This is a genomic window from Flagellimonas sp., assembly GCF_965215805.1.
In the GTDB taxonomy this organism is placed as follows: Bacteria; Bacteroidota; Bacteroidia; order Flavobacteriales; family Flavobacteriaceae; genus Flagellimonas.
In genome coordinates, this window is sequence record NZ_OZ244124.1 from 239,237 (window position 1) to 265,538 (window position 26,302).

The 26,302-nt window shown below is 42.4% G+C and carries 23 protein-coding genes; 10 read left to right on the forward strand and 13 right to left on the reverse strand.

Features of this window, described 5'->3' with window-relative positions; translation table 11 throughout:
• Positions 1-9: 9 nt before the first annotated feature.
• Together ACOOE0_RS01045 and ACOOE0_RS01050 are read right to left on the reverse strand one after the other, a co-directional pair.
• Entirely contained in the window at positions 10-693 is a 684-nt protein-coding gene (locus tag ACOOE0_RS01045) for a 3-keto-disaccharide hydrolase (protein ID WP_420400642.1), read from the reverse strand.
• Entirely contained in the window at positions 693-1,481 is a 789-nt protein-coding gene (locus tag ACOOE0_RS01050) for a 3-keto-disaccharide hydrolase (RefSeq protein WP_420400643.1), read from the reverse strand. The genes ACOOE0_RS01045 and ACOOE0_RS01050 overlap by 1 nt, the downstream gene beginning before the upstream one ends.
• Positions 1,482-1,674: 193 nt before the next feature.
• On the opposite strand from ACOOE0_RS01050, the gene ACOOE0_RS01055 reads away from it, so the two are divergent.
• Together ACOOE0_RS01055 and ACOOE0_RS01060 are read left to right on the forward strand one after the other, a co-directional pair.
• Complete coding sequence (locus tag ACOOE0_RS01055) at positions 1,675-2,097, forward strand: VOC family protein (RefSeq protein WP_420400644.1); 423 nt, start codon at positions 1,675-1,677, stop codon at positions 2,095-2,097.
• 14 nt (positions 2,098-2,111) lie between these two features.
• On the forward strand, positions 2,112-2,954 hold the full coding sequence (locus tag ACOOE0_RS01060) for a 3-keto-disaccharide hydrolase (RefSeq protein WP_420400645.1): 843 nt from the start codon (positions 2,112-2,114) through the stop codon (positions 2,952-2,954).
• Positions 2,955-2,958: 4 nt separating this feature from the next.
• Here ACOOE0_RS01060 and ACOOE0_RS01065 read toward each other — a convergent pair whose 3' ends face one another.
• Positions 2,959-3,585, reverse strand: a complete 627-nt coding sequence (locus ACOOE0_RS01065; RefSeq protein ID WP_420400646.1) for a DUF2306 domain-containing protein — start codon at positions 3,583-3,585, stop codon at positions 2,959-2,961.
• A 114-nt stretch (positions 3,586-3,699) separates the two neighbouring features.
• Here ACOOE0_RS01065 and ACOOE0_RS01070 point away from each other — a divergent pair, with 114 nt between their 5' ends.
• A complete protein-coding gene (locus tag ACOOE0_RS01070; RefSeq protein WP_161991941.1) occupies positions 3,700-3,858 on the forward strand; it encodes a hypothetical protein in 159 nt (52 codons plus the stop codon).
• A gap of 49 nt (positions 3,859-3,907) precedes the next feature.
• Here ACOOE0_RS01070 and ACOOE0_RS01075 read toward each other — a convergent pair whose 3' ends face one another.
• The 7 genes from ACOOE0_RS01075 to ACOOE0_RS01105 all read right to left on the reverse strand — a co-directional run bounded on the left by ACOOE0_RS01075 (position 3,908) and on the right by ACOOE0_RS01105 (position 13,686).
• Positions 3,908-4,309, reverse strand: a complete 402-nt coding sequence (locus ACOOE0_RS01075) for a hypothetical protein (RefSeq protein WP_420400647.1) — start codon at positions 4,307-4,309, stop codon at positions 3,908-3,910.
• A gap of 54 nt (positions 4,310-4,363) precedes the next feature.
• Positions 4,364-5,533, reverse strand: coding sequence for an OmpA family protein (locus tag ACOOE0_RS01080; protein ID WP_420400648.1), 1,170 nt, complete (start codon positions 5,531-5,533; stop codon positions 4,364-4,366).
• A gap of 90 nt (positions 5,534-5,623) precedes the next feature.
• Entirely contained in the window at positions 5,624-6,247 is a 624-nt protein-coding gene (locus tag ACOOE0_RS01085) for a response regulator (RefSeq protein ID WP_420400649.1), read from the reverse strand.
• Positions 6,248-6,273: 26 nt separating this feature from the next.
• On the reverse strand, positions 6,274-9,438 hold the full coding sequence (locus tag ACOOE0_RS01090; protein WP_420400650.1) for a two-component regulator propeller domain-containing protein: 3,165 nt from the start codon (positions 9,436-9,438) through the stop codon (positions 6,274-6,276).
• Between the two features lie 68 nt (positions 9,439-9,506).
• Positions 9,507-10,391, reverse strand: coding sequence for a bifunctional methylenetetrahydrofolate dehydrogenase/methenyltetrahydrofolate cyclohydrolase FolD (gene folD, locus ACOOE0_RS01095; RefSeq protein ID WP_420400651.1), 885 nt, complete (start codon positions 10,389-10,391; stop codon positions 9,507-9,509).
• Between the two features lie 115 nt (positions 10,392-10,506).
• Positions 10,507-11,835 carry a signal recognition particle protein gene (gene ffh / locus ACOOE0_RS01100; protein ID WP_420400652.1) on the reverse strand — a complete coding sequence of 443 codons (1,329 nt, stop codon included), beginning with the start codon at positions 11,833-11,835 and terminating at the stop codon, positions 10,507-10,509.
• Positions 11,836-11,934: 99 nt separating this feature from the next.
• Positions 11,935-13,686, reverse strand: a complete 1,752-nt coding sequence (locus ACOOE0_RS01105; RefSeq protein WP_420400653.1) for a hypothetical protein — start codon at positions 13,684-13,686, stop codon at positions 11,935-11,937.
• 111 nt (positions 13,687-13,797) lie between these two features.
• On the opposite strand from ACOOE0_RS01105, the gene ACOOE0_RS01110 reads away from it, so the two are divergent.
• The 3 genes from ACOOE0_RS01110 (at position 13,798) to ACOOE0_RS01120 (ending at position 17,908) form a co-directional block, all read left to right on the forward strand.
• Positions 13,798-14,295, forward strand: a complete 498-nt coding sequence (locus ACOOE0_RS01110; protein WP_138835116.1) for an RNA polymerase sigma factor — start codon at positions 13,798-13,800, stop codon at positions 14,293-14,295.
• A 153-nt stretch (positions 14,296-14,448) separates the two neighbouring features.
• A complete protein-coding gene (locus ACOOE0_RS01115; RefSeq protein WP_420400654.1) occupies positions 14,449-15,360 on the forward strand; it encodes a FecR family protein in 912 nt (303 codons plus the stop codon).
• Entirely contained in the window at positions 15,341-17,908 is a 2,568-nt protein-coding gene (locus tag ACOOE0_RS01120; RefSeq protein WP_420400655.1) for a TonB-dependent receptor, read from the forward strand. The genes ACOOE0_RS01115 and ACOOE0_RS01120 overlap by 20 nt, the downstream gene beginning before the upstream one ends.
• A 16-nt stretch (positions 17,909-17,924) precedes the next feature.
• On the opposite strand, the gene ACOOE0_RS01125 is transcribed toward ACOOE0_RS01120, so the two are convergent.
• The 3 genes from ACOOE0_RS01125 to argS form a co-directional block, all read right to left on the reverse strand.
• Complete coding sequence (locus ACOOE0_RS01125) at positions 17,925-18,713, reverse strand: phosphatidylinositol-specific phospholipase C/glycerophosphodiester phosphodiesterase family protein (RefSeq protein WP_420400656.1); 789 nt, start codon at positions 18,711-18,713, stop codon at positions 17,925-17,927.
• A 178-nt stretch (positions 18,714-18,891) separates the two neighbouring features.
• Complete coding sequence (locus tag ACOOE0_RS01130; RefSeq protein ID WP_420400657.1) at positions 18,892-19,710, reverse strand: zinc-dependent peptidase; 819 nt, start codon at positions 19,708-19,710, stop codon at positions 18,892-18,894.
• Positions 19,710-21,488 carry an arginine--tRNA ligase gene (gene argS, locus ACOOE0_RS01135; protein ID WP_420400658.1) on the reverse strand — a complete coding sequence of 593 codons (1,779 nt, stop codon included), beginning with the start codon at positions 21,486-21,488 and terminating at the stop codon, positions 19,710-19,712. The genes ACOOE0_RS01130 and argS overlap by 1 nt, the downstream gene beginning before the upstream one ends.
• A gap of 106 nt (positions 21,489-21,594) precedes the next feature.
• On the opposite strand from argS, the gene ACOOE0_RS01140 reads away from it, so the two are divergent.
• From ACOOE0_RS01140 to ACOOE0_RS01155, 4 genes are all read left to right on the forward strand, one after another.
• Positions 21,595-22,020, forward strand: coding sequence for a hypothetical protein (locus ACOOE0_RS01140; RefSeq protein WP_420400659.1), 426 nt, complete (start codon positions 21,595-21,597; stop codon positions 22,018-22,020).
• Complete coding sequence (locus ACOOE0_RS01145) at positions 22,017-23,441, forward strand: SDR family oxidoreductase (RefSeq protein WP_420400660.1); 1,425 nt, start codon at positions 22,017-22,019, stop codon at positions 23,439-23,441. The genes ACOOE0_RS01140 and ACOOE0_RS01145 overlap by 4 nt, the downstream gene beginning before the upstream one ends.
• 97 nt (positions 23,442-23,538) lie before the next feature.
• On the forward strand, positions 23,539-25,020 hold the full coding sequence (locus ACOOE0_RS01150) for a carboxypeptidase-like regulatory domain-containing protein (RefSeq protein ID WP_420400661.1): 1,482 nt from the start codon (positions 23,539-23,541) through the stop codon (positions 25,018-25,020).
• A 149-nt stretch (positions 25,021-25,169) separates the two neighbouring features.
• Positions 25,170-26,264, forward strand: coding sequence for an IPT/TIG domain-containing protein (locus tag ACOOE0_RS01155; RefSeq protein WP_420400662.1), 1,095 nt, complete (start codon positions 25,170-25,172; stop codon positions 26,262-26,264).
• The last annotated feature ends 38 nt before the right edge of the window (positions 26,265-26,302 follow it).

Sequence of the window (26,302 nt, forward strand, 5' to 3'; positions counted from 1 at the left end):
TTTTATAAATTATTTTTTTGACGGTAATTCTTTGATTTTGATATTTCTAAAGCGAACAACATCCCCATGTCCTAAAAAGCCAATATGTCCTATGTCTTTTTTCAAACCGGGATGGTCTTTTTTATCCAAGGTTCCATTTTTGGTAGCCTCCTGTAAATCCGTATCAACAATAATGGTTCCATTGAGCACCACCTTAATTTTTGGGCCATTGACGGTTACTTCCTGAACATTCCATTCACCAACGGGTTTCAGAAAGCCTTGTTTAGCGGGAATAACCCCATAAACCGACCCATGGTATTGATAGGGCTGTAAATTGGCGTATTTATCGGCTGTATTGTCCAATATTTGGAGTTCTTTTCCAAGGTAGGCCACATCGCCTTCCAAAGGTGCGTGGATGCCCAATCCATTGTTTGCCCCTGGGGTCAACTGAAATTCGAATCTGAATACAAAATTACCGTATTCACCTTCCGTAAGAAGGTTTCCTCCACTTCCTCCCCCACTTGGATCAACTACAATATAGCCATTTTCAACACGATAGGACTGTTTGTTTCCAATCCATCCATCCAGATTTTTGCCATTGAAAAGTTCCACAAAACCCTCATCTTTTGTTGTTTGGTTTTGGGCACTGCAGGGAATTTGCGCCAAAAGACAGCACAATATTCCCAAAGAAACTATTCTTCCAATAGTGGCCATTATAGCTTTTTGATTTTAATATTTTTGAACCATATGGGGCTGGAATGATCTTGTAAGGCTATAAAACCTTTTTTGTATTTTCCATAATCAGGGGCATTATCCCACTTTCCTGAATTTTTCTTCTTGTTCCAATCCTCGGACCATGGTTGAAATTCCAACAGCTTTTTACCATTAAGCCAATGTTCCACTTTTTCTGGGGTGAACACAATTTTGGAAGAATTCCATTCCCCAACCGGATTCAATACTTTTTGGGACTCATCCGCAACGTGCATGGCATAATCGGCACCTGTTTTCTGCCAATCTTGCAACAATTCTGGGTGCTCGGCCCCAAACTGGGAATTATACCCGGTTAAATCGTGTATTTTGGCGTAATTCTCGTCATCGATTAGCTGATATTCAGGTGAAACTACTGGTGGACCGTCATAACCTTCCTTAACGTGATAAAAGATTCCGCTATTACCCCCTTCGGGGATTTTCCATTCCAGATAGAGTTCAAAATTATCGAACTCCTCAGCGCCATAAATGATGTCTTTGCCCCCTTTATAATCCTGCTCCAAACCCAGTTCTGTGTCAAATGTCAAGGCACCGTCCTTAATGGTCCAACCTGGAGGGAGTGCATCCCCATTATAGGCACGCCAACCTTCGGTACTGGTTCCATCAAAAAGATAAATCCATTTATCGGATGTTGAATTGGTTTCCTTGACAACTGTTTTTTCAGCAACAGCTTTACTTCCCACTTTACATGCGCCTACAATCAGCAGCGATACCAGAACGGCAATTTTCTTCATTTTAATTTGTAATTCAATTGGTTATAGTGACAGCTACTAAAGGTAAACACAATTGCGTGATGTGCGAATTTTTTTATACCACCAACACATCATAAACCATGAATGTTATAGAATCTTGGAATGAGCTGTTGAAGGGTTTCAAAACTCCAATTCAATTTGCACGGTTGGCCAATGCACTTTACTTTTATTACTTATGCATAACATCACACCATTTCACGTTGCCATTCCCGTACATAATCTGGCGGAATGCCGAACCTTTTATAGAGAGGTTTTAGGTTGCGAAGAAGGCCGAAGCAGCGACCATTGGGTAGATTTTAATCTTTTTGGTCACCAGTTGGTCATTCATTACAAACCAAAATCCGAGTCATCTTTACACACCAACCCCGTGGATGGCAAAAATGTGCCCGTTCCGCATTACGGCGTTGTATTGCCCTGGGAAGTCTTTGAAAGCTTCTCCAACACTTTGAAACAAAAAGCAGTGGATTTCATTATTGAGCCCTATATCCGATTTAAGGGAGATGTAGGTGAACAAGCCACCATGTTTTTTTTAGACCCAGCTGGAAACGCCTTGGAGTTTAAAGCCTTTAAGGATATGTCACAACTTTTCGCAAAATAACCAAAACCATTTCCATGACCAACCGATTAAACCACCTTGTCTTTCCAGCTTACATGCTGGCTTTTTGCCTATTGTTACTGAATTGCAAACCCAAAGTCGCGGACAAAGCACAACCGGAAGAGCAAATCCAAACACAAGCTGAAGGCCCCTGGGTTCATTTGTTCAACGGTAATGATATCGAGAACTGGACGGTTAAAATCCATCACTATGAGGTGGGCGATAATTTTGGAGATACTTTTCGGGTAGAGAATGGCATGATCAGAGTCCGCTACGATAATTACGAAGGTGACTTTAATGAACGCTACGGCCATTTGTATTACAATACCCCATATTCCCATTACCACCTAAGCATGGAATATCGTTTTGCCAGCCCATGGTACGATACGGCCCCGAGCTATACCGTGCTCAACAGTGGACTTATGTTCCATTCCCAAGATCCGCGTACCATGCCCAAGGAACAGGATTGGCCCATATCGGTAGAGATGCAGTTTCTGGCGGAGGTCAATGAAGGGGAAGCTCGGCCCACTGGAAATATGTGTTCTCCTGGCACAGATGTTGTTTTTGAAGGCAAAATAGATCCAAGACATTGTATCAGCTCTACCAGTAAGACCTATAAACCCAATGAATGGGTCAAGGCAGAGCTCATTGTACATGGGGATTCCTTGGTCACACACATCATTAATGGGGAAAAGGTTTTGGAATATACCCATCCACAGATAGGTGGCGGCGTAGCCAACAGATATGACGAAAGCATAAAAATTGACGGAAAGCCTTTAAAAGAGGGGTTTATTGCGCTTCAAAGTGAAGGTCAACCCATAGATTTCCGTAATATCAAGCTCAAAGTTTTGGAACCTTAATTGGTTAGACCAGGGAAATTCCCTTTTTCCGCACCCAGAAATAGGCAAAAAACATGTTGGGTACCCAGCATAACCAGGCCACAATTTTATAGGCAATTAAAAACTCTCCGAAAGCCAGGGTCAAAAGTGGCAACCAGATACGTAGGGTAACAGCCGCAAAACAGGCTGCGTAGCTGTAAATCATCATGCCTTGATGCAGCCCCAAATCTTTGGCCCTAATCGCGAAATAAGCTTTGAGGGTCGTATACAACCAAACCAATCCCAAGCCAATAAAACCCAAAGAGGTAATCCAACCCCCAGTGGCGTAAAACCCAATATAAACTGCACAAACCCCACTGATCAATGCAGAAAGCACGTAGATTTTGCCCAAGTTCCTATGAAGTTTTAATTTTCGAGATCTTAGTTTTTTGCTGAACTGCGACCATCCGGTCAAAAGCGCTATCCCACCAAAGGTGATATGGCCGTAAAATCCAATGTTCCAAAGATGATTATCCAAAAGTGTCGAAGCCTTGCCCAGTAAAAGGCCAAATGGTTCCGAAGTTACCCAATACAAAACGGGATAAAACCCTACTCCTATGGCCAAAAAGGCAAATACAACCCACGCGATTTTGTTTCTAGTTGTGCCAGACATCTCAGTTGATTTGGATACAATTTATCGAATAAATGCTTGAAAAAATAAGATTGGCCGGGACAATCCGTTATATTTTAAGTTGAACAGGCATTTTTTAAGCCCAAATCGTGAATTATGAAAACTGTTCTGTTGTTTATCACGCTTCTTTTTTCTTCCCTGGCCCTTTCAAGTTGCACCAACGATGAAGGTGACAATGATTTGGATTTTTTGACTCCTGACGAGGAAGAAAACCAAATGGTCAATGCTGAAAACGAACAAGGAATAAAAGCATAAAAAAGCCTTAGCAATTGCTAAGGCCTCTTAGTTTGGATTTGGATATTTTCTATTTGAATCCCATATCCTTCAGTTTCTCATCCATATTATCAGAAATCTCGGAGAATCGACTTTCATACCTAGGATTTCCTGCGCAGGAAGTTGCTATGGCCACCCAATCTGAGGACCAGGAGGAGGCTCTCATTAGCATTTCGCTGTATTGTTTGTCCGAAAGCGCTGCAGCTGGATTATCCTTGTACTTCCCCAAAAATTCAAGATAATCATCCGTCCACTCTTCATAGGACGCCAAGAAATCATCGCAATCCTTAATCGCTTCAGCGGAATCTGAACTATCCGAATGGGAATCCCCGACTTCTATCGTATCGGACTTACTTTCTTCGGAATCGGTCTTCTTTTTGCAAGAAAGTCCCATAAGCAGTAAACAGGACAGGATGGCTATCATTTTTTTCATAACCTGTTGATTTTGAAGTTTGTTTAATTGTTTGATGCTCCTTTAAAGGTACATTTAATTGTGCAAAACAAACTCAACCCTCCTGTTCATGGCCCAAGCATTTTCATCGTTCCCGAGGCTTACTGGTTTTTCTTCGCCAAAGCCCTTGCTGGCAAGTCGGTACCTTTTGATTCCTTTGGAAACCATATAATTCTTTACGGCCCCAGCCCGATTTTCAGAGAGGGTTAAGTTGGATTCGTTGCTGCCATTGGAATCTGTGTGACCTTCTATGGTAACCTCCATATTGGGATGCTCCTTCATCATCTTCACAATCTTGTCCAAAGAAGGATACGATTCCGGTTTGATGTCGTATCTGTCCACGTCAAAATAGATATCCCGGACAACTATGCGGCCGTTGGTCACGATCCTATCATAAAGCGGTAGTCCTTCCTTTGCAATCATAAAATAATTGATTCGAGCCTTGGTATGTCCATCGCCCCTTGTAGATCCCGGAGACAGGGTATACAAGCTCAAATGGGTGAATTCCCTAATGTTTATATCTGGATTGTTCACCAATTGCTGCCCGTTTACAAAGACCTTTAGGTTTCCTCTGTTAAAGGAGATTTGGGAAGTAAACCATCCGGGTGACTGCTTCCCTGCCATATAGGCCAAAGATTCCGATCCAGGTGCCACATTGGTTCCCCTGAGGTAAATGGTATAGGCAGGTCTGCTACTTCTGGAGCCGAACAATTGGATAACATAGGCCTCGTTGCCTTGCTGCCAAAAATGGTGTTCCAATTCTATTTTAAAAGACTCCCCCAAATAATCGTCTTTATCAAAAGTTGGCTTGATCTCACTTCTGGAAGATACCATCTGCACTACGCCATCTTTTCTATTTCCCGAAATAAAATGTCCGTTTTCAACGGTTCCATCCACCTGAGTCCATTTGCTGGGGAATTCCCCTGGTTTCTCATTATCAAAATTGTCGAAAAAGAGTAAGTTGCTCCGATCTATAAAATGTGGATTGATTTTGCTTTTGCCTGAAGCCGTGATGTATTCGTCCGTGCGGCCATCTTCTTTTTCGGATTTTTGCTTGTTACCATTAAGCCCTTCATCCATCACTTCCGCAGCTTTATCTTCCACTTGCTTTTTGACTTTCCTAAGAAGTTTCTGCCCTTGTACGCCATAGCAGGTCAGGAATAGTACCGACAGTATGACCATTTGTATTGATTTTAATGTTCCCATGTTGAAAATATTTATGTTGTTATTCCAAATATCTGATTTAGAACAACTTGCATCAATCGCCCAAAAGAGGTATTTCCAAATGGCTTATAATCAAATCAGGTTCTGCTTGATGGCCTTATAGATGGCCTCCGCCCTGTTTTTTACGTGAAGTTTGCTATAGATGTTTTTGATATGCGTCTTTACGGTATGTGGACTTAAAAAGATGTCTTTGGCAATATCCTTATAGTTTAAACCCTGACCCAACATCTCCAGTATTTCCATTTCGCGACTGCTAAGGGGGTTTTGAATCACCCGAAAAGAATTGATGATTCTCCTTGCAATCTTACTGCTCATGGGCGACCCTCCCAGATACACTTCCCGAATGTGGTCCAATAGGCTGGATGGACTGGTTTCTTTAAGTAGATACCCCGAAGCACCTGCGCATAAAGACTTGAAAATGGAATCATCGTCGGATTGTACGGTGAGCATGATAAAATCGATTTCCGGGTTTTCCGATTTCAGTTTACGGGTCACTTCGATACCTGACTTTCCCGGAAGGTCAATATCCATAAGCACAATATCCACGGGAAGGTTTCCTATGGAAGCCAAAGCCGATTCACCATCAGGAAAAGCATATTTACAAGTAAATCCCGGTGAGCCGTCAATAATCATGCAAAGGGCCTGACGAATCTCATTATCGTCCTCCACAATCGCCAAATGTATGGTCTGCTCCATGATACTCCTACAAGTTAATCAACTTGTCAAGAATTTGTATCCCCCGTATGGGGTATTCTATCCAATCGGATGATGGTTCCCTCAGCGGAAGACAATATCTCCAGTTCTGCCTCAATTTTGGCAGCACGGACCCTCATATTCTTCAATCCCCTTCCCTTGGACTTTTGGGCAACATTAAAACCGACCCCATTGTCCATGAATTCCAAAGTGGACCAATCGTTATGACAAATGAGGTTTAACTGAGCCTGTGTGGCTTTGGCATATTTTAGGCTATTGGTCATGGCTTCCTTGAAAATCATGATAGCTTGTTTCTTGCTTTTGGGGCTGAGTTGTTTGGCCTCCAATCCTGGAATGAGGGGACTGGACGTGAAGGTCACTTGGCTTTTATCAAAAAACTCCTCGCCAAAATCCTTAAGACGGATAAATGTATCCTCAAGACTGTCCTTTTGTGGATCAATTACCCAAAGTAAATCCCTGAACCCCCCGGAAAGGCCTTTAAGATTGTTCCTAATCTTGTTGAAAAAGGGTAAGGGATCTTTATTTTCTTCCAGTTGGCGCTGTGCCATTTCCAAAAAGAGGGAAATCTTGGTGATCATGGAACCCAATTCATCATGAAAATCGGCTGCATTATCTTTTCGCAACTGTTCGCGTTCTTCCATCAATGCTTGTTCCAATTGCGCTTTTTGTTCCAACTCCCGTTCTTTTTTTCCAATGCGCAAGAGGTAAAAGAATCGTAATATTCCAGCTAAAAGCAGCACGTACAATACATATGCCCATGTAGACCTCCAAAATGGTGGAGCTATGGAAAAATTGAGGGTTATGGGACTCTCTGACCATTTGCCTACGGAATTGCTCCCATCCAAAACCAACTGATAATCCCCCGGGGGAAGATTGTAGTATGTTAACTCAGGATTGGCTCCAGTGAAGACCCAAGCGTCATCTCCAGGTAATAATTTGTGTCTATATTCAAGATTTTCAGGTTGGGTAAAATCCAGGGCTCGGTAATCTATTCTTATCGTATTTTCCTTATGTGATAAAATAATTTCCCTGTTATCCCCACCATTGGGTATCGAAGTGAAGCCATGGGTTCCCTTTTGCATTACCTCGGAAGCTATGAGCACCAAATCAAAATCCACATCTTGGGTTTCGGTAAAATGGTTCCCTATTACACTTATCCCCTCCCTACTCCCAATAAAAACATTGTTCCATTTATCAATCCAAATGGAATTTCTATAGGGAATATTGTCTGCCAAACCTGTTTGGGAGGTATAGTGCTGGCGTTCCTTAAATTGATTGCTTTCCACATCATATCTCGCTCTAAGCACGCCATTGGTGGTACAAACCCATAAAAACCCCTTGGAATCTTCCTGTATGCCCAGAATGTATTCCGAAGGTAATCCCTCCGCATGTCCAAACTGATAAAATCCATTGATATCTGGCCTGTATAGGTTTAATCCCCGTTGTGTGGCTATCCAGAGCCTATCCCCGCTATCCCTAAAAATTTTTTTGACGGAATTATGGCTCAAACCTTCAAATTTGCCGAATGAATGGGTATAATTCTCAAAATACCCCTTGTTTTCCCCCTTCGGAAGCCGGCTAACTCCATTGAACGTGCCTATCCACAAATTGCCCGCTCCATCCCATTCCAAATCCATAGCCTGGGAATTAACCAGACTATTGGGGTTATCCTCTTCGGAAGTAAAGACCTCAATCTCGGGTTTCCTAAAATTTCCTTCGGGAAGAATCATCCGAACCAGTCCAGTGTAGTTTCCGACCCAAAAGGTGTCTTTTGCAATTTCCAGGACATCATAAGACCAATTGGAAGGCAGACCATCGGATTTATCAATTTTGTGGAATGGACCCGGACGCTGTTCCCTGTCCAATTGGGTGACAAAAAGCCCACCATCCGCACCAATCCATAGTCTGTTTTGGCTGTCGATGTTAATATCTCGCGAAAGTTGCATATCCCCATCCTCAAAGACTAAATGTGCTTCCGGGCATTTTCCCTCCAACACCTCTTGTTTTTTTATGCGATAAAGTTTGGTGGAGGTGGTGATCCACAAATTGGACTTTTGGTCTTCCTTAATGGAATATATTCCATAAAAGTCCGACAAACAATCCGCTTTATACCTCGGAGGGAACACCAGGACTTCCTCCCTTGTCCTACTTAATTTGTAAAGGCCATTGGTGTTGGTGATCCAAATGTTGCCCTGCTTGTCCTCAAATACGGATTTGGAATTTCCCGACATGTTCAACAAACCGTTTTTGGATATTACGGATTGCTCCAATAAACGTCCTTCTTGGTATCGATATTTTTTAAAGTTTTTCTTCCAAGTGGCAGCCCATATATCCCTATTGGGCGTAATCATAAAGTTTTCAATGAAATGCTCTTCCAGTTCCTTCCCGCTTTCATCCAAAAACTTGCTTATTCTCATGGAATGGCTACCATCAATGACACCTTTCAAAATACCTTTGTTGGATTCCACCAGCATAATCGAATCATTGTATTGCCTAAAGCCAAAAAAATCCAAGGTTTCCACATCTTGTAAACCACCCAGCAACAGGGTCTTTACCTTTTTGAATTGAAAATCTTGATGGGAATCCATAACAAAAGGGCCATTTTTGGCAGCTATCCATAACCTACCTTTATGGTCCTCCGTAATACGCCAAATGGTAGTCTTTGAAACGGAAGCTTTACCTTCTCCATCAAAAAAATGAGTGGCTTTCTTGGATTTTTCCACCAGAAAAAGCCCTCCGTAGGTTCCAATCCACAGGTTTTCATTCCGGTCTTCAAAAACGTTGAGCACATAATCCTGGCTATCAGTGGGTTCATCCAACAACTGGAAATACCTGATGCTATCGCCCTGCATTAGATGAAGCCCCTTGGCCGTGCCGATCCACATTTTGCCATCCTTAGCTTGGATTAGGGAGGTAATTTTGTTGTCCCTCAACCCAAGGGTATCCTTTAAGGAAGCCAGATAAGGGTTGAATTTCTTGCCATCAAACTTGTAGAGTCCATTGTTCCCCGCAACCCAAATAAATCCCTGTTGGTCTTGGATAACATCATTGACAATCCGCGAAGGTAATCCACTGTCATCAGCATATCGGGTGGTGTGATAACGTTGGCCAAAGAGGTTGGGACCAGGCACAAAGAACAAGGCCGTGAGAAAGGTTGAAAGATACGCCCTCATGGCGGTCGGATTGAATTAGTTTTATGCTAAATATAGCATATTAATCCGCTTGCCCTGAGGTGGATAAGCTAGTTTTTCATCTGATGCCTTTCCCTTGCCAATAAGGTGTTTTTGAGCAACATGGCAATGGTCATTGGCCCTACACCACCAGGTACGGGGGTAATATAGGAGGCCTTTTGACTAACTCCGTCAAAATCCACATCACCAGTAATGTAATAGCCCCGCTCCCTAGATTCATCTGGGACTCGGGTTATCCCCACATCAATAATGACTACCCCATCTTTGACCATATCGGCTTTCAAGAAATTGGGAACCCCAAGTGCCGAAACCACAATGTCTGCTTGTAGGGTGAGACTCTTTAGATCCTTGGTTCTACTATGGGTAATGGTTACGGTGGAATCTGCTGCCTTTCCTTTTTGGCTCATCAAAATACTGATAGGCCTACCCACGATGTGGCTTCTTCCAATAACAACAGTATGCTTGCCCGAGGTATCCACATCATACCTGCGCAACAGCTCCATAATACCAAAGGGAGTGGCAGGAATGAAGGATTCCATATCCAAGGCCATTTTTCCAAAGTTGGTGGGATGAAAGCCATCCACATCCTTATCTGGATCCACAGCCATGAGCACTTTTTGCTCGTCTATATGTTTGGGAAGGGGTAATTGAACTATATATCCGTCAATGTCAGGATTTGCATTGAGTGCATGAACCTGACTCAATAATTCTTCTTCTGAGGTTTCTTCCGGAAGATGGATCAAGGTAGACTCAAAGCCAATTTTTTTGCAGGAGCGCACTTTGCTCCCAACATAGGTGAGGCTAGCGCCATCATTTCCCACCAAAACTGCAGCCAAATGAGGTACTTTTTCACCCCGTTCCTTCATTTGCGCCACTTCAATGGCTATTTCGTCTTTTATTTGGTTGGATACTTTTTTTCCATCAAGGATTTCCATGGGTTGGTTATTGGTGTTTGGTGTTTGGTGTTTGGTGTTTGGTGTTTGGTGTTTGGTGTTTGGTGTTTGGTGTTTGGTGTTTGGTGTTTGGTGTTTGGTGTTTGGTGTTTAAAAGTTATCTCATGTTCTGCATCATCTGCATCATCTTTTTGCCACCACCACCTTGCATCATCTTCATCATTTTGCTCATCTGCTCAAATTGTTTCAACAACTGGTTGACTTCTTGTATGGTACGTCCGCTTCCAGCCGCAATTCGCTTTTTTCGGCTTGCATTCAATTTGGATGGGGTAGATCGCTCATCAGGGGTCATGGAGTGGATAATAGCTTCTATATGCTTAAAAGCATCATCATCGATATCCAACCCTTTTAGAGCCTTTCCTGCTCCAGGAATCATTCCCATGAGGTCCTTCATGTTCCCCATTTTCTTGATTTGCTGGATCTGACTCAGAAAATCGTCAAAACCGAAACGGTTCTTGGCTATTTTCTTTTGGATTTTCCGCGCTTGCTCCTCATCAAATTGCTCCTGAGCCCGTTCCACAAGGGAAACCACATCACCCATCCCCAGAATCCTATCGGCCATACGTGAAGGATGGAAAACATCAATGGCTTCCATCTTTTCACCTGTTCCGATAAATTTGATAGGCTTGTCTACAACAGACTTAATGGATATGGCTGCACCCCCGCGGGTATCACCATCCAACTTGGTCAAAATAACCCCATCAAAATTAAGGATGTCATTAAATGCTTTGGCAGTGTTTACAGCATCCTGTCCCGTCATGGAATCGACCACAAAAAGCGTTTCCTGGGGTTCAATGGCCTTATGAATATTGGCAATCTCGGTCATCATTTGCTCATCCACGGCCAAACGACCCGCGGTATCGATGATTACCACATTGCAACCGATGGATTTAGCATGCTTTACCCCAGCTTTGGCAATGGCCACGGGGTCGTTATTTTCCCGATCAGAGTATACCTCAACACCGATTTGCTCCCCAACTACATGAAGCTGGTCAATCGCTGCAGGGCGATATACATCACAGGCAACCAATAGCGGTTTTTTGCTCTTCTTATTTTTAAGATAATTGGCCAATTTTCCGGAAAAGGTGGTTTTACCCGAACCTTGTAATCCGGACATTAGCACCACGGAAGGGTTCCCCGACAAATCAATTTCCTCAGCGTCACCCCCCATCAATTGGGTAAGCTCATCCTTAACAATCTTAACCATGAGCTGACCAGGCTGTAAGGTGGTCAACACGTTTTGCCCCAAGGCCTTTTCCCTTACTTTATTGGTAAACTCTTTGGCAATCTTAAAATTGACATCGGCATCCAACAAGGCCCTTCGGACCTCTTTCACAGTTTCCGCTACATTGATCTCTGTTATTTGGCCGCGTCCCTTGAGGACGTGAAGTGCCTTGTCCAGCTTTTCACTTAAATTATCGAACATGTGTTCCCGTCATTTAAAAGGAGGGACAAATTTAAGAATAAAAAGAAAAGGACGGCTTTGGGGAGAGCCGTCCTTTTCAAAAAAAGATAGGGGAAAATCTTATAATTTCTCGAAAACTAAAGTTTCGGTGGAATTTTCATCCTCGTGAACCAATTCTATACGATTGGCGGTCACGGATTCAATGTACCAATCATCGGTAATATCATTGAATTTACCATCGTGGTCAAAGCTGAGGAAGAATTTTAAATAGTTATCATCTCCTCTTAAAACTCTCCAAACACCTTGGATGATCGGATTGTCGTTTTCGTCCACGTTTACTTGATGCATTTCATTGAAGTAGAAGTCCAAACCGGCAAAATCCTCGGTCTTGTTCATATCATCTTCTTCATACAAGGCCACTACCCAAGTACCATCTTTCATAGCACTTCTGATTTCGGTAACATCCCCGTCATTGGCGTTATCATCACACACTCGAAGCAAGGTTAATTCATAGTCCACTTCCTCCACTTCAAACTTCAATCTATGGTCGTCCAAGTCCCTTAAAGGCCATTCAAAGCTAACACCTGGCTCATCACCCATAGTGATCAGTAAGGATAGAACACCTTCGTTGTTTTCTCCAATTTCCCAAGTTCCTTCGGAAGTATTTACCCCGTTGCTCAAGGTTACAACACCTTCTGGCAAGAATTTGAATTCCCAACCTAGCAATCGGTCAATTTCCTCTCCTTGGTTTTTCACCTTTTTGATAACCCATTCGCACTCCTTCAAGATTTCGCGCAAGGTATCAGGTCCTGGTAGATCATCTTCACAAAGTTGCTTAAGAATGATCTTGTTACCGTTCTCATTGTACAATTTGATGGTATGATCACCAATTTCGTACACTAACCACTCCAAGTTAAAGTCAACCAAAGTTTCAAACTCCAAGGTCAATAGCGGTCCACGATCGGTAAAACTACTGCTCCAAGTTCCTTCCACAATATTTCCAGAACCATCGGTAACTGTTACACCACCGCCTTCAAAGAACTTAATGATACGAGCATAGTACTGATCAGTCTGGTTTACCTCATCACGAACCACCTCCATTATTTTCCATGGACATTGGGTCAAACAGAAATCGAACCTTTCTTCATCAAAGTCGTCATCGTTATAATCATTGTCGTCATCCTCATCACACTCATCTTTGGCCAATTCCAATGCTCGGGCCAATTCTGCATTGCTATCCACAACGATTTCGGTACCGTCATATTTTTTCAAAGTAATTGGGAACTGGATGCTCACTAAATCATCACCTTCCAATCCTTTAAAGAATCTTCTCAACTGCTCATCACTCTCAACGGTAACCTCACCGGTCTGTTGCTCATTGATGTCAAAAGTGTATAAGGTGATAGGATATACAAAGTCGATACATTCAATGTCATCATCATCTCCACCTTCCTTACATTCGGCAGCCAATTCACGCAGTTGTTCAACGTTCTCGATAACTACTTCGGTAAAATCAGCCAGAGTAATTGTAATAGGGAAAATAATTTCAAGGATATCATCGTCAATATCCACTTCATCAAAAATATCTTCGATAGTGTGAAGGTCCTCACGGGAATCAATGCTCACTTCAATACCGTTTACTTCAACGGTGTAAGGAAACTTAAGTGCTATACAACTGGCACCATCCACAATATTGTCAAAAGAACCATCATTGGATGATGTTTTCTCAATTAGCAAAGCAGTGGAAGAATCTGCCTGGATGGTCTCATTTTCAGTACCACCTGTCACCTCTTCAAATTCATCTTGACAGGAGGTAAATGTAAGGGCCAATAGCACAAAGCCTGCATACATTAAGTTTATCAACTTTTTCATAACGATTTGGATTTTTAGTTAGAATTCAATCTTAAAACAACTCACCGATAAAAAACCCTACTTCATCTTTGTTTTTTTTCAAATATCTTTGGTCAAAACAAAACCTCCTAAATGGACAACGTTTGCGAAGAGCAGGTTTTTAGCTCTGTTTTCAAGGCTAATTCCAAAACGGTATTCAACTATATATATTATAAGTTTGGCAACGAGGAGAAGGCACATGATGCTGTGCAGGAGGCTTTTGTGAAACTTTGGGAGAATTGCGCCAAGGTGGTGCCGGAGAAGGCCAAATCCTATTTATATACAGTGGCCAACAATCTGTATCTAAATGTGCTCAAGGCAGAAAAGGTTAGATTGAAGTATGCTGCCCCCACTTTGGAACACTCCAATGAGTCCCCTGAGTTCTTGATGGAAGAACAACAGTACAAGGAAAAATTGGACAAAGCCCTGAATGATTTACCTGAAAACCAGCGCACCACCTTTTTATTGAATCGAATAGATGGTAAAAAATACGCCGAAATTGCAGAAATGGAAGGGGTGAGCGTAAAAGCAATAGAAAAACGGATGCACTTGGCACTAAAAACCCTTAGGGAACAGATCGATGGTATTTAATTTTAAATTGAAAATGTTTAATTGTAAATAAAAAAATTGGCATTCGCCATCCAATTGATTGAAACAATTAAGCATTAAGAATTAATAATTTAAAATTTAAGAAGTAGGGTAAATTGGAAGTGAGTTGTTATTAATGTGTAAAGCATAGAAATCATGCAAGAGAATTATTTGGCAAAATGGCTTAGCGGAGAGCTTTCTGAAGCGGAGCTATCGGAGTTTAAAAAGTCCGATGCCTATGCTTCCTACAATAAGCTCAAGGAGGTTTCCAGCACCATGGAAGCCCCCGAATTCAATGCGGACCAAGCTTTTCAAAAGCTTATGGACGAGCGCATTGGAGCCGCCCCAAAAGTGGTTGCACTGCACCCGTTCAAGAAGTTCTTGCGCGTGGCAGCGGCCATTGCTATCTTGTTGACAGGCTCTTATTTCTATGTAAACACTTTGGATGAATCCGTTACCACACAATTGGCGGAACGCACCGAAGTAGTTCTTCCTGACAATTCGGAAATCCTTTTAAATGCAGACTCCAGAATTTCTTACAGTGAAAAAAATTGGGATGAGGAAAGAAATGTAGCCCTTAAAGGTGAGGCTTTCTTTAAGGTGGCCAAAGGAAAAAAATTCACGGTTTCCACCAATCATGGAACTGTGGCCGTCCTGGGTACCCAATTCAATGTGGAAAACAGGGAAGGCTTTTTTGAAGTGACCTGTTTTGAAGGTTTGGTCAGTGTGACCTACAACAATACGGAAACCCAATTGCCTGCAGGTAGTTCATTTGTGGTGATCGGGGGTCAAATAGTGGATGCCCAAAAACCCATTACCGCACAACCTAGCTGGGTTAACAACGAAAGCTCTTTTGAGCGCATTCCATTGGAATTTGTACTTAATGAACTGGAGCGTCAGTTCAATATAAAGGTAAATACACAAAATGTTGATAAGAATCTGTTATTTACAGGAACTTTTAGCAACACAGACTTAAATATGGCGTTAAAAAGTATAAGCACCCCATCTCGAATGAATTACAAACTTGAGGGCGATAATGTACTTTTCTATGCTGAAAAGACTCCTTAGCAGCCAATTAGGCCTCTTCTTGGTGTTTATACTTCTCCTGACCCCAAATCTAAGCGCACAGGTAGAATCTGGAACACCTGCAACCCTTGTGGCCTATATCAAGACCCTTGAAGAAAAGTTCGACATTAAGTTTTCCTATATCCATGAGGACTTGGAAGGCATTACCATCGCTGTTCCCAACAATCTGGTGGCCTTACAGGATATCCTGGATTTCATTGGTTCCGAGCTCCAAATAAAATCCCAGAAGCTTAACGACCGTTATTACACTCTTAGCAAAAATACCTTGGTCCGTGTCTGCGGACAGGTTTTGGACAATTTTGCGGAAAATAACATCCCAGGTGCCACAGTAGAGGTCTTTGGAACCGAAATTGCCCAAGCTACAGACCCTGATGGCTCATTTCTGTTAACCGATATTCCCAGAAATGCAACCCTAAAAATTCGATATTTGGGTTTTAATACCAAGTATGTAACGGTTGAAGAGTTGATGAAAAAAGGTGGTTGCCCCAAAATCTTGTTGGCTCAGCATTACGAGCAACTCCAAGAAGTGGTGGTTTACCAGTTCCTGACTACCGGTATTATCAAGGAAACCGATGCCAGCATCACCCTAAATACAGCAGATTTTGGCATTTTGCCCGGCTTAATTGAACCGGACATTCTTCAAACCGTGCAAGCGCTTCCTGGAATTAAGAGTATTGATGAGACCGTATCGGATATAAACGTTCGCGGGGGAACCAACGACCAAAACCTCATTTTGTGGAATGGTATCAAAATGTACCAATCAGGGCACTTTTTTGGTTTGATTTCTGCCTTTAACCCTTACCTCACGGATAAAATCACCGTTTTTAAAAATGGCACGCCCTCTGAGTTTGGCGATGGGGTAAGTAGCGTTATAAAAATGGAGACCAGCAATGAGCTTACGGACTATTTTGTAGGCGGGGCGGGATTTAACTTCATTAGTGGGGATATCTATGGTCAAATTCCAGTTACCCAAAGACTTGGACTCCAATTTTCCGCACGGCGTTCCACTACTGATTTTTTGAACACCCCTACCTACAACAAATTTTTCGACCGAGCATTCCAGGACAGTGAAGTCACCAATGCAAATAATGTGGTCATAGATGATGAAATTCTTCGCAATGAGAATTTCTTCTTTTATGATTTTACGGGCAAACTGCTTTATGACATCAATGATTATCACCAGTTACGCCTGAATTTTATCGGAATGGCCAATAACCTCGACTATACGGAAACCAACCTTACCGATGTTGAGAGCACCAACAGTATCCTGGATCAGACCAACATTTCTGTTGGGGGGCAATTGCATAGCGATTGGACCAATAATTTCTCATCTAATCTAAACCTGTATTACACCAAGTATGTTTTGGATGCCGAGAGCATTTTTGCCAACCAAATACAACTGTTGTTGCAACGGAACGAGGTGTTGGAGACCGCTCTTAAGCTGGATACCAAGTACAAATTGACTGATAATTTTGAGTGGAACAACGGTTATCAATACATAGAAACGGGAATTGCCAATACCACTATCATTAACCAACCAAATTTTAAAAGCGAAATCAAGGGAGTAGTGCGAATCCATGCGCCTTATTCAGGGGTTGGCTACAAAACCGATGACCTTAAATTTGCTGGAAGAGCGGGAGTGCGCCTAAACTACATGGAAAATCTGGGAACCTTTACCAAATTTTTGGTGGAACCTCGATTAAATTTGAGCTATGCCTTTGCCCCAAATTTCAGAATGGAGGTTCTCGGCGAATTTAAAAGTCAATCGACAAATCAGGTGATTGACCTGGAACAAAACTTTCTTGGGATAGAAAAAAGACGCTGGATTTTATCTGATGATGACACGTTGCCCATCACTCAAAGTAAGCAAGGATCTCTAGGTGTCAACTACGATACCAACAAATTTTATATTGGACTGGAAGGGTTTTACAAAAAAGTGGATGGTATCAGTACCAGTACACAAGGGTTTCAAAACCAAAACCAGTTTGATGGCGAAATCGGGAGTTACGATGTCAAGGGGATGGAATTTCTCGTCAATAAAAAGGGAAACAATTACAGTACTTGGCTGAGCTATACCTACAACAAAAACGACTATACTTTTGAGACTATCATCCCCAACAGTTTCCCCAACAACCTGGATATTAGGCACACCCTTACCTTTGCGGGAACCTACACCTACAACAACCTCAAATTGAGTCTTGGCGTCAATTATAGGTCTGGAAAGCCCTTTACGGAGCCACAAGATGGGGATTTGGCAGTGGACACTTCTGTTTTTCCCGCCCAAATCAACTACAAGGAACCCAACAGCAGTAGATTGGACGATTATTTCAGGATGGATGCATCAGCCATCTACAAGTTCAATATCAGCCAAAGAATAAAAGCCAATGCGGGCGTGTCCTTGCTGAACATGACCAACCGAAAAAACAGCTTGAACAAATACTACCGTCTCACGGAGGAGAATCAGGTTGAAACAGTGGAAAATATCTCCTTGGGCCTTACCCCAAACGTTAGTTTTAGGGTCAATTTTTAACAGCGGGAATCTTTACTTATTTATGTTGGGACGGCACTTTCTTTTTAAGATAGGCCTGTACCTCCTCCGGATTATCCGTGTTGATGTAGTTTACTCCCCAAGATATTAATTTGTCCCAAGCGTTTTCCGTATCAGGTGTTGCCCAAAAACGAATTGGTCTTGAAAAATTCCGGGCATTTTCCACAAATTCGTTCACCTTTTTTTCATCCTTTTCAGAAATGTCTTCTGTCCCGTTCCACTTGGAGAAATTCCTGAAACTGGTGCTGATCATAGCCACTTTAGACCACATTTGCTCCGGCATTCCTGATATGTCCTGACAATCAAACAGGATAAAATCAGGATAGTTGGAATAGTCCTTCTCCTGAGGGCGATTACCTGAGATAACAATGGAAACCCCTGTTTTGTTGTAAGGCTTCAAATAGGACTTGTATTTTTCCAAAAGTTCAACAATAGCCTTCAGACTTGTATAGGCCTCTGACTTAACATCAATCATCAATTGAAAATCCATAGACCCCCGCCCATACATTTGTTCCGCTCTTTTTAACGGGAGCAAATAGACAGTTTCCAAGGTTCTTTCAGGAAGGATATTTTCTTCTTCATGGGCCACAAAAAGCTCGCCTTCAATTAAGAACACATCTGCTTCAATAGATTTTGCGCCAGCGGAAAAAGCATCCCAAAAGGGAATTCTTTGTTCATAATCGTTATGGGAGTGAATACCGATGTTTTTCTGGGCAATTCCAACGGTAATGACGCACTGAAAAAACAGGAGTGCAACCCAAGTCGTATGTTGATAATAATTCGTCAATTCGAGTGGTTTTCTAGGGTTCTACCCTGAAAAATTATATCGAGAATTGGAATTTTAAAATAAAACCCTTGTTCTCGATACTTTTTCCTTCGGAAAAAACTCGAACTGACGGTTTTTTGAATCACGGAAGCTACAAATTTGCAACGGGCTAATACAATCTGTGTCAATCTCATATATGTCAAATCAATTCCATATTGAACATCCTTTTAACCGTATCGTATAACTCTGAATACTCAGATTTAAATTGTTTTGGGCTTTCCACAAAATTCTCCGCCATTACGGCAAAGAATTCATAGAAATTGGTCATTCCATAATCCCTAAAGTAGTCCGTTTTTGATAGGGTATCCTGAAACTCCCTGGATTCAAAAATATTTTTGATTTGTATCAAACCCACTTTGAATCTGCGAGCTTCCCAGGAAGCTTTTTTTCTGGTTTCGAACATCAACGCATGCGCCACTTCATGAATGCCAAGATTCCTATTGTCATTGGGTATACTGAATCCCTTGGCTAAGTCTTCCGCAGAAAAAACCAAGATTCTCAAGTTTGGGTTGTACTCTCCAATATGATGACTTTTTCCGATTCTGGAGTAATATTGATCAGGATAAATGACAATTCTTGAAATAGATCTCTCAAACCTGAAATCGTTCATCCCCATGGTCAATAAAATAGCCGATGCAGAAACATACGCCTTAATTTCCTCCTTGTTCTCTATATCCCCATAAAAGACAAAGGGTTTTTTGGATTTGAACCAGGCAAAGCGTTTCAAGAAGATCTTGCGTTCCTTATCATTGAATTGCCGATACGGCAATAGAAAACTACTGATAAAATTTCGTTCCCGTGCCGTAATCCGTCGAACAGGATGAAATACATTATAAAAAGTGAATCGCTCACCAAAAAATTGCTGATAACCTACCCGGGCAAAAACATACAGCAAACCAACCGCTAAAACAAGCGCAGCGATTTCTTTTTGTGTTGGTGTAAGCCCTAGTCCATCCATTACATCCGTTCGGGAACATCTATCCCCAATAGCCTAAAGGCCAACTGAATGACCTCCCCTACTTTACTGGATAACTGTACCCTAAAATGCTTTTTGTTTTCGTCAGGTTCTCCCAAAATGGAAACCTGCTGGTAGAAGGAGTTGAACTCCTTAACGAGGTCGTATGTATAATTGGCAATTAATGCCGGACTATAATTTTCCGCTGCCAATTGTACCGTTTCCGGAAACAACTGGATTTGCTTGAGCAATTCCTTCTCTTTTTCGTGCAAGCTCAAAGAGGTCTCGACTGCGCTCGACCCGACATCTTCCGCTTTTCGCAAAATAGATTGAATCCGAGCGTAAGTGTATTGGATAAACGGCCCGGTATTCCCTTGAAAATCCACCGACTCTTCCGGGTTAAATAGGATTCGTTTTTTGGGATCCACTTTTAGGATGTAATACTTAAGTGCCCCAAGTCCAATAGTACGGTAGAGCATTTTTCTTTCTTCTTCGGAGTAACCGTCCAATTTGCCCAACTCTTTGGAGATTTCCTCTGCGGTTTCCTCCATACTGCTGATCAAGTCGTCCGCATCCACCACGGTGCCTTCCCTACTCTTCATCTTTCCACTAGGCAGATCAACCATTCCATAACTCAAATGGTACAGTTGCTGTGCCCATTGGTACCCCAATTTTTTAAGGATAAGGAAAAGTACTCTAAAGTGATAATCCTGCTCGTTCCCAACCGTGTAGACCAAACCTTTGATGTCTGGGAAATCGGTGACCCGTTGAATGGCCGTACCAATATCTTGGGTCATATACACTGCTGTACCGTCCGATCGCAGTACAATCTTTTCATCCAAGCCTTCGTCGGTAAGGTCTATCCAAACGCTGCCATCCTCTTTTTTAAAGAAAACGCCTCGCTCCAAACCATCCTTTACCACATCCCTACCCAAGAGGTAAGTGTCACTTTCATAGTACAAGGTGTCGAAATCAACCCCTAGATTTTTGTAGGTCATATCAAACCCATCATAGACCCAGCCGTTCATTTTTTTCCAAAGGGCAACGGTATCGGTATCCCCTGATTCCCATTTCCGAAGCATTTCTTGAGCTTCTAACAGTATGGGTGCCTCCTTTTCAGCTTGTTCTTTGGGAGTTCCCGTATCCACCAACTCGGCAATCTGGGCTTTATAGGCCTGATCAAAGGCCACATAATATTTCCCCACCAAATGATCCCCCTTTAATCCTGATGATTCTGGGGTTTCGCCTTCGCCAAACTTCTGCCAGGCCAGCATGCTTTTACAGATATGGATCCCACGATCATTGATGATCTGGGTTTTATACACCTTCTTTCCTGCCGCTTTAAGGATTTCCGAAACCGAATATCCAAGAAGATTGTTTCGGATATGGCCCAAATGCAAAGGTTTATTGGTGTTGGGGGAAGAATATTCCACCATCACGGCATCTTTGGATGCTGTTTTCACATACCCATAGTCCTTTTGGTCCACTATAGAATTAAAAAAATCAAGATAATAACCGTCTTCGACCACAAGATTCAAAAAACCCTTGACCACGTTGAATTTGGCTACCTCATCGACATGTTCCTGTAAATATTCGCCAATCTTGTTCCCAATTTCAACAGGGTTGCCCTTTACAAAACGTAACATGGGAAAAACAACCACTGTAATATCTCCTTCAAAATCTTTTCGGGTAGGTTGAAATTCAACGGTTGGAAGTTCCACTTGGTACAACTCCCTTACCGCTTTGATCACACTTTGTGAAATTACATTTTGCAAACTCATGTATCTGGGCTTTTCAGCCAGCAAAACTACATATTTTTTGTGCGTTTCCACTAAGAATAATGGGCTTTGCTCCTAACAAACCCAACGATTTTGGTTAATTTTAAAGATGCTTTTGAACGTCTCCTACAACGACAAATCCAGAACACAGAAGATTGATACCACAGTTGGGAAGCCCTTTTCATTAAAAGAGCGATGGGCATTGGGCGGCATTGGCTCCCCTAAACTTTTTATTACCGAAACCAGTATGGAAATCCAAAACCTACTGATTCTGGACAACAATTTGAATACGTGCAACATTGAGATTCGTCCCAAAGGCATCATTGTCCGCTTCCGATCGCTCTTGGAAACCTATGGGTTGATCATCCCGTATTACAAGCTCAAAATATACAAAGGGGATTTCGCGGTTTATTCGATCTATAAAGACCATTACTTTATCAAGGTCAAATCTGACACCAAGGCTGTCCAGAAATTTTTTAAAAAACTGTTGGACCATAAAGCGGACAACACCCCAACTTCCATTGAAGATTTATGAAAATTCTGCTAACAGGCGCCAATGGATATATTGGCATGCGCTTATTGCCTCGCTTGCTGGAACTGGGGCATCAAGTGGTTTGTGCTGTACGGGACGAAAAAAGATTCTCCATTGACGCCAGTGTTCGAACTCAGATAACGGTAGTCGAAGTTGATTTTTTAAAGACAGGCGGACTTGACAACCTGCCCAAAGATATTGATGTCGCTTACTACCTCATCCATTCCATGGCCTCCTCCACTTCCAATTTTGACCAAATGGAAGCCCAAGCAGCAAAAAACTTCAATGCCCATATGGCGAAGACCCAAGTAGAACAGGTCATCTATCTCAGCGGAATAGTTAACGAGGAAAAACTGTCCAAGCACCTCAGCTCTCGAAAAAACGTGGAGGACATCCTATACCAAGGTACATACAATCTAACGGTGCTCCGCGCGGGCATCATTGTAGGCTCTGGCAGTTCATCTTTTGAGATCATTCGCGATCTCTGTGAAAAATTACCCTTTATGATCACTCCAAAATGGGTATTGACCAAGACACAGCCCATTGCCATTCGTGATATCATCCAGTTTTTGACTGGGGTTCTGAGAAAAAAGGAGACCTATAACCAATCTTTTGATATTGGTGGGCCGGATGTTCTGACCTATAAAGACATGTTGAAACAATATGCCATGGTCAGGGGCTTTAAAAATTGGATTTTCACTGTTCCCGTGATGACCCCGAAACTCTCTTCGTATTGGCTCTATTTTGTGACCTCAACTTCGTACAAATTGGCCATAAACCTGGTAGACAGTATGAAAATGGAGGTCGTTGCTTCGGATAATCGGTTGCAACAACTTTTAAATATAGAAACGCTTAGATACCCAGAAGCGATTGATAGAGCCTTTAAAAAGATTGCACAAAACCAAGTGGTCAGTAGTTGGAAGGATAGTATCGCCAGCGGCCAGATAAAGGAAGGCTTGCAAAAGTACATCCAAGTGCCCAAATACGGCGTTTTGGTGGATAAACAGTCCAAAGCAGCTAAAAACCCTTCGCAAACCTTGGAAAATATCTGGAAAATTGGCGGGGAAACGGGTTGGTACTATGGGAACTGGCTGTGGAAAATACGTGGTTTTTTGGACAAGGTCAACGGGGGCCCAGGTCTTCGAAGGGGACGAACCCATGTGGACAAGCTGTTCCCAGGTGACGCGCTAGACTTTTGGCGGGTGCTGTTGGCGGATAAAAAAGCAAAACGCCTGTTACTCTTTGCCGAAATGCGCCTTCCAGGTGAAGCCTGGCTCGAATTCCGAATTGATGAAGACAATATTCTACACCAAACGGCCACTTTTAGGCCCAAGGGGCTACGAGGGCGTTTGTACTGGTTTAGCGTGCTGCCTTTCCACTATTTTATTTTTGGCGGAATGATCAGGAATTTGGTCAAAAGCTAGCTTCAAGGGCAATACTGTTACAAATTCCTGTTAAAGTCGTCTCTCTTGAAGCAACCCTTTTGTTATTTCGCTTGTCTTTAATCAAAAGAACGAACTGATGCCCAAATTCAATCCAGCCATTACCCTTTGCTTTTTTCTGGCATTGGGCAATCTTTCGGCCCAGACCATCGCCTCCAAACTCATCGATGCCAAAACCCAGAAGGGAATTCCTTATGCCACTGTCCAATACGGGGAACACCGGGGTGTTATTACCAATGAAGAGGGTCGTTTCAGCTTTATTTTGGACGAGACCGTCGCTCCCGATTCCATTTATATCTCCTCCATGGGTTATCAGAAAACGGGTTTTACCTTGCAACAACTGCAAGATAGTGTCATTGCCGTCTCTCCCAAAGCCATAGAACTCACAGGGGTCTATCTATTTGACAAGGAATTGACGGTTGATGAAATCATGGAACGTGTAGAAGAACAACTTCCCATCAATTACAACAAGAAGCCATTAAAACAGCGTTTCTTTTTGAGGCAGTCCAGTTTTAACACGCTTCAGAAAATGGACATCGAATTCAAAAAATCCACTATTGCGGAACTGGACAAGCATTTGATAGACAGCATTGTTTCCATTCTCCCAAGGAATTCGGCCTATTATACCGAAACTTTGGGCGATTACTACAAAAATGGGGAGGAAAACAAGCTAGAGATCATAAAGGCCGCCGAATTGTATGACAAAAGCAATGAGGGATCCATGGAAGCCCTTTCGGATAAAATGGAAGCTATTTTTAGAGCCAATGTAAAACCTGATTCTTATTTGAAGATCAAATCGGGGATTTTTGGGGAAAAAGTGCCGGTGGATTCCATTCTGGAAAATGAGGATGAAGCTGCTGAAATCCAAGAGGAACTCAAAAAACCGGAAAAAAACTACTTTTTGGGCAACCGCAAGCATATTTTGAGCGAGATTACCGAGCAGTTTTTTGGAAAGTCGAAATTGGACGTAGTTAAAAAATTGAACCGCTATGAATATGAACTTTTGGGCTATTCCGAGTTGGATAACCAAGGAGTTTATGTTGTGGGCTTTGCCCCAAAGCGCAGTGCTGATTTTCAAGGGAAGCTTTTTGTGAACATTGAGGATTTTGCCATTATGCGCATGGACTATGAAAATGTAAAAACCATACGTAGCATTAAGCTATTGGGTTTTAGCTATCAAGAACTCAAGTATTTTGGCAGCACGGTTTTTTCCAAGTTTGATGGGGATAAATACCAGCTCAAATTCATGAATTTCACTTTTGGACGTAAAATAGGGGTGGACAGACCACTAAAAGTGATTGAGAAGAACAAGCACGTTAAAGGCCGAAGAAAACAGAACGAACTCTCCCTTGCGCTTGACTTGGTCAATTACAACACCGAAAAATACGAACTGGTGGTATATGATTCCGATACCGTCTCCAAAACCGATTTTGAAGCCTTGGAAGAGGATGAAACCGTAAAGGCCACTTACTTATCGGCCTATAATCCAGAGTTTTGGAAGGGCTATACCATTATGGAGCCGAATAGGGCCATTAGGGAGTTTACCGTGAGTGAGGAGTAAATATCCCACCCTGCCATTAGGAGGGGGTTAAGCCTTAAAAAGTACGGCATTTTGTAGATCCGTCAACCCAAAACGGCCATCCATCAATTGGTACCCTCCAATTACAAACACCCGCTCTTTCTTTATCCCAAATTTTAAATTCTTAAGTTATGGGAAAGAAAACCCCACTTTATTTATGCCTACTATTTACAGGCCTTTTGATTTTGTCCTGTCAAGATGAATCCCCCAAGGACATTTCTGCAGTTAATTTACCTTACATCTCTGGATTCAGTCCTGCCGAAGGAAAAGCTGGCAAGACCATTGTTCACATCAGTGGTGGAAACTATGGAGTATCGGCAGAAGAAATTACAGTTAAATTTGAAGGTATTGCTGCTAAAATAAATGCTGTGTCCGAAAACGGAATTGAAGTTGTCGTTCCTGAAAATGCACAGTCTGGCCGTATTAGCCTGATTTCCGACAACAACATCAGCTTCTCCACAAAAGACTTCACGGTAGTTGAGACCCCAGAACCGAAAATCAAAAAATTTGATCCTGGATTTGGTAGTGCTGGAACCGAAGTCGCCATATATGGAAAGAACTTTGGGGCCACCCTAGAAGAAAATTTGGTAAAATTCAATGGAATTGAAGCCGCTGTAACCGAAATTATCGAAGGAGGCCTAAAAGCAATTGTTCCAGAAGGGGATGTACATGGCCCTATTACTGTAAGGGTTGAGGAAGTAACCGGAACAAGTTCCTATTCTTTTGGCGAAGAACTTTTCTTTTACGGTTTTGAACCTTTTGAAAGCTTCGGTGGTCAGACAGTTACCCTAAGTGGCAGCAACTTTCTTTCTGGTGTGCCCATTGCCATTTATTTTAATGACCTTAAGGCAGACATTCATGGTATAACAGACAATCAAATCGAGGTGGTAGTTCCCGCGAATGTTATGGACGGACCAATTACACTATCCACCCCTGGACAGTCCATCGTTAGTGATAAAGTTTTTTTGGTGATACCTCCACCAACCATTGCACAAATTGACCCACTTGAGGGGCCAATAGGCGCCAAGATAACCATTACAGGCACCGAATTCAATCACGGAGCCATTAGCGTAACCTTCAATGGCGTAGTTGCTGAAGTCACTTCTTCATCAGGTGAACAAATAGAAGTCGCAGTACCGATGGAAGCTACCACGGGATTAATCGAGGTGAACATCGGTGGTCAGATAATCCATAGTGATAGTGACTTTGAGGTTATTGTTCCGTAAAAACATGTTTTATTTAATTCAAGGGCCGCAATGCGGCC

Excerpts from the sequence above, each read along its gene's own strand:
- ACOOE0_RS01045 (WP_420400642.1), bottom strand. The coding sequence starts at position 693 with ATGGCCACTATTGGAAGAATAGTTTCTTTGGGAATATTGTGCTGTCTT.
- ACOOE0_RS01050 (WP_420400643.1), bottom strand. The coding sequence starts at position 1,481 with ATGAAGAAAATTGCCGTTCTGGTATCGCTGCTGATTGTAGGCGCATGT.
- ACOOE0_RS01055 (WP_420400644.1), top strand. The coding sequence starts at position 1,675 with ATGCATAACATCACACCATTTCACGTTGCCATTCCCGTACATAATCTG.
- ACOOE0_RS01060 (WP_420400645.1), top strand. The coding sequence starts at position 2,112 with ATGACCAACCGATTAAACCACCTTGTCTTTCCAGCTTACATGCTGGCT.
- ACOOE0_RS01065 (WP_420400646.1), bottom strand. The coding sequence starts at position 3,585 with ATGTCTGGCACAACTAGAAACAAAATCGCGTGGGTTGTATTTGCCTTT.
- ACOOE0_RS01070 (WP_161991941.1), top strand. The coding sequence starts at position 3,700 with ATGAAAACTGTTCTGTTGTTTATCACGCTTCTTTTTTCTTCCCTGGCC.
- ACOOE0_RS01075 (WP_420400647.1), bottom strand. The coding sequence starts at position 4,309 with ATGAAAAAAATGATAGCCATCCTGTCCTGTTTACTGCTTATGGGACTT.
- ACOOE0_RS01080 (WP_420400648.1), bottom strand. The coding sequence starts at position 5,533 with ATGGGAACATTAAAATCAATACAAATGGTCATACTGTCGGTACTATTC.
- ACOOE0_RS01085 (WP_420400649.1), bottom strand. The coding sequence starts at position 6,247 with ATGGAGCAGACCATACATTTGGCGATTGTGGAGGACGATAATGAGATT.
- ACOOE0_RS01090 (WP_420400650.1), bottom strand. The coding sequence starts at position 9,438 with ATGAGGGCGTATCTTTCAACCTTTCTCACGGCCTTGTTCTTTGTGCCT.
- folD (WP_420400651.1), bottom strand. The coding sequence starts at position 10,391 with ATGGAAATCCTTGATGGAAAAAAAGTATCCAACCAAATAAAAGACGAA.
- ffh (WP_420400652.1), bottom strand. The coding sequence starts at position 11,835 with ATGTTCGATAATTTAAGTGAAAAGCTGGACAAGGCACTTCACGTCCTC.
- ACOOE0_RS01105 (WP_420400653.1), bottom strand. The coding sequence starts at position 13,686 with ATGAAAAAGTTGATAAACTTAATGTATGCAGGCTTTGTGCTATTGGCC.
- ACOOE0_RS01110 (WP_138835116.1), top strand. The coding sequence starts at position 13,798 with ATGGACAACGTTTGCGAAGAGCAGGTTTTTAGCTCTGTTTTCAAGGCT.
- ACOOE0_RS01115 (WP_420400654.1), top strand. The coding sequence starts at position 14,449 with ATGCAAGAGAATTATTTGGCAAAATGGCTTAGCGGAGAGCTTTCTGAA.
- ACOOE0_RS01120 (WP_420400655.1), top strand. The coding sequence starts at position 15,341 with ATGCTGAAAAGACTCCTTAGCAGCCAATTAGGCCTCTTCTTGGTGTTT.
- ACOOE0_RS01130 (WP_420400657.1), bottom strand. The coding sequence starts at position 19,710 with ATGGATGGACTAGGGCTTACACCAACACAAAAAGAAATCGCTGCGCTT.
- argS (WP_420400658.1), bottom strand. The coding sequence starts at position 21,488 with ATGAGTTTGCAAAATGTAATTTCACAAAGTGTGATCAAAGCGGTAAGG.
- ACOOE0_RS01140 (WP_420400659.1), top strand. The coding sequence starts at position 21,595 with ATGCTTTTGAACGTCTCCTACAACGACAAATCCAGAACACAGAAGATT.
- ACOOE0_RS01145 (WP_420400660.1), top strand. The coding sequence starts at position 22,017 with ATGAAAATTCTGCTAACAGGCGCCAATGGATATATTGGCATGCGCTTA.
- ACOOE0_RS01150 (WP_420400661.1), top strand. The coding sequence starts at position 23,539 with ATGCCCAAATTCAATCCAGCCATTACCCTTTGCTTTTTTCTGGCATTG.
- ACOOE0_RS01155 (WP_420400662.1), top strand. The coding sequence starts at position 25,170 with ATGGGAAAGAAAACCCCACTTTATTTATGCCTACTATTTACAGGCCTT.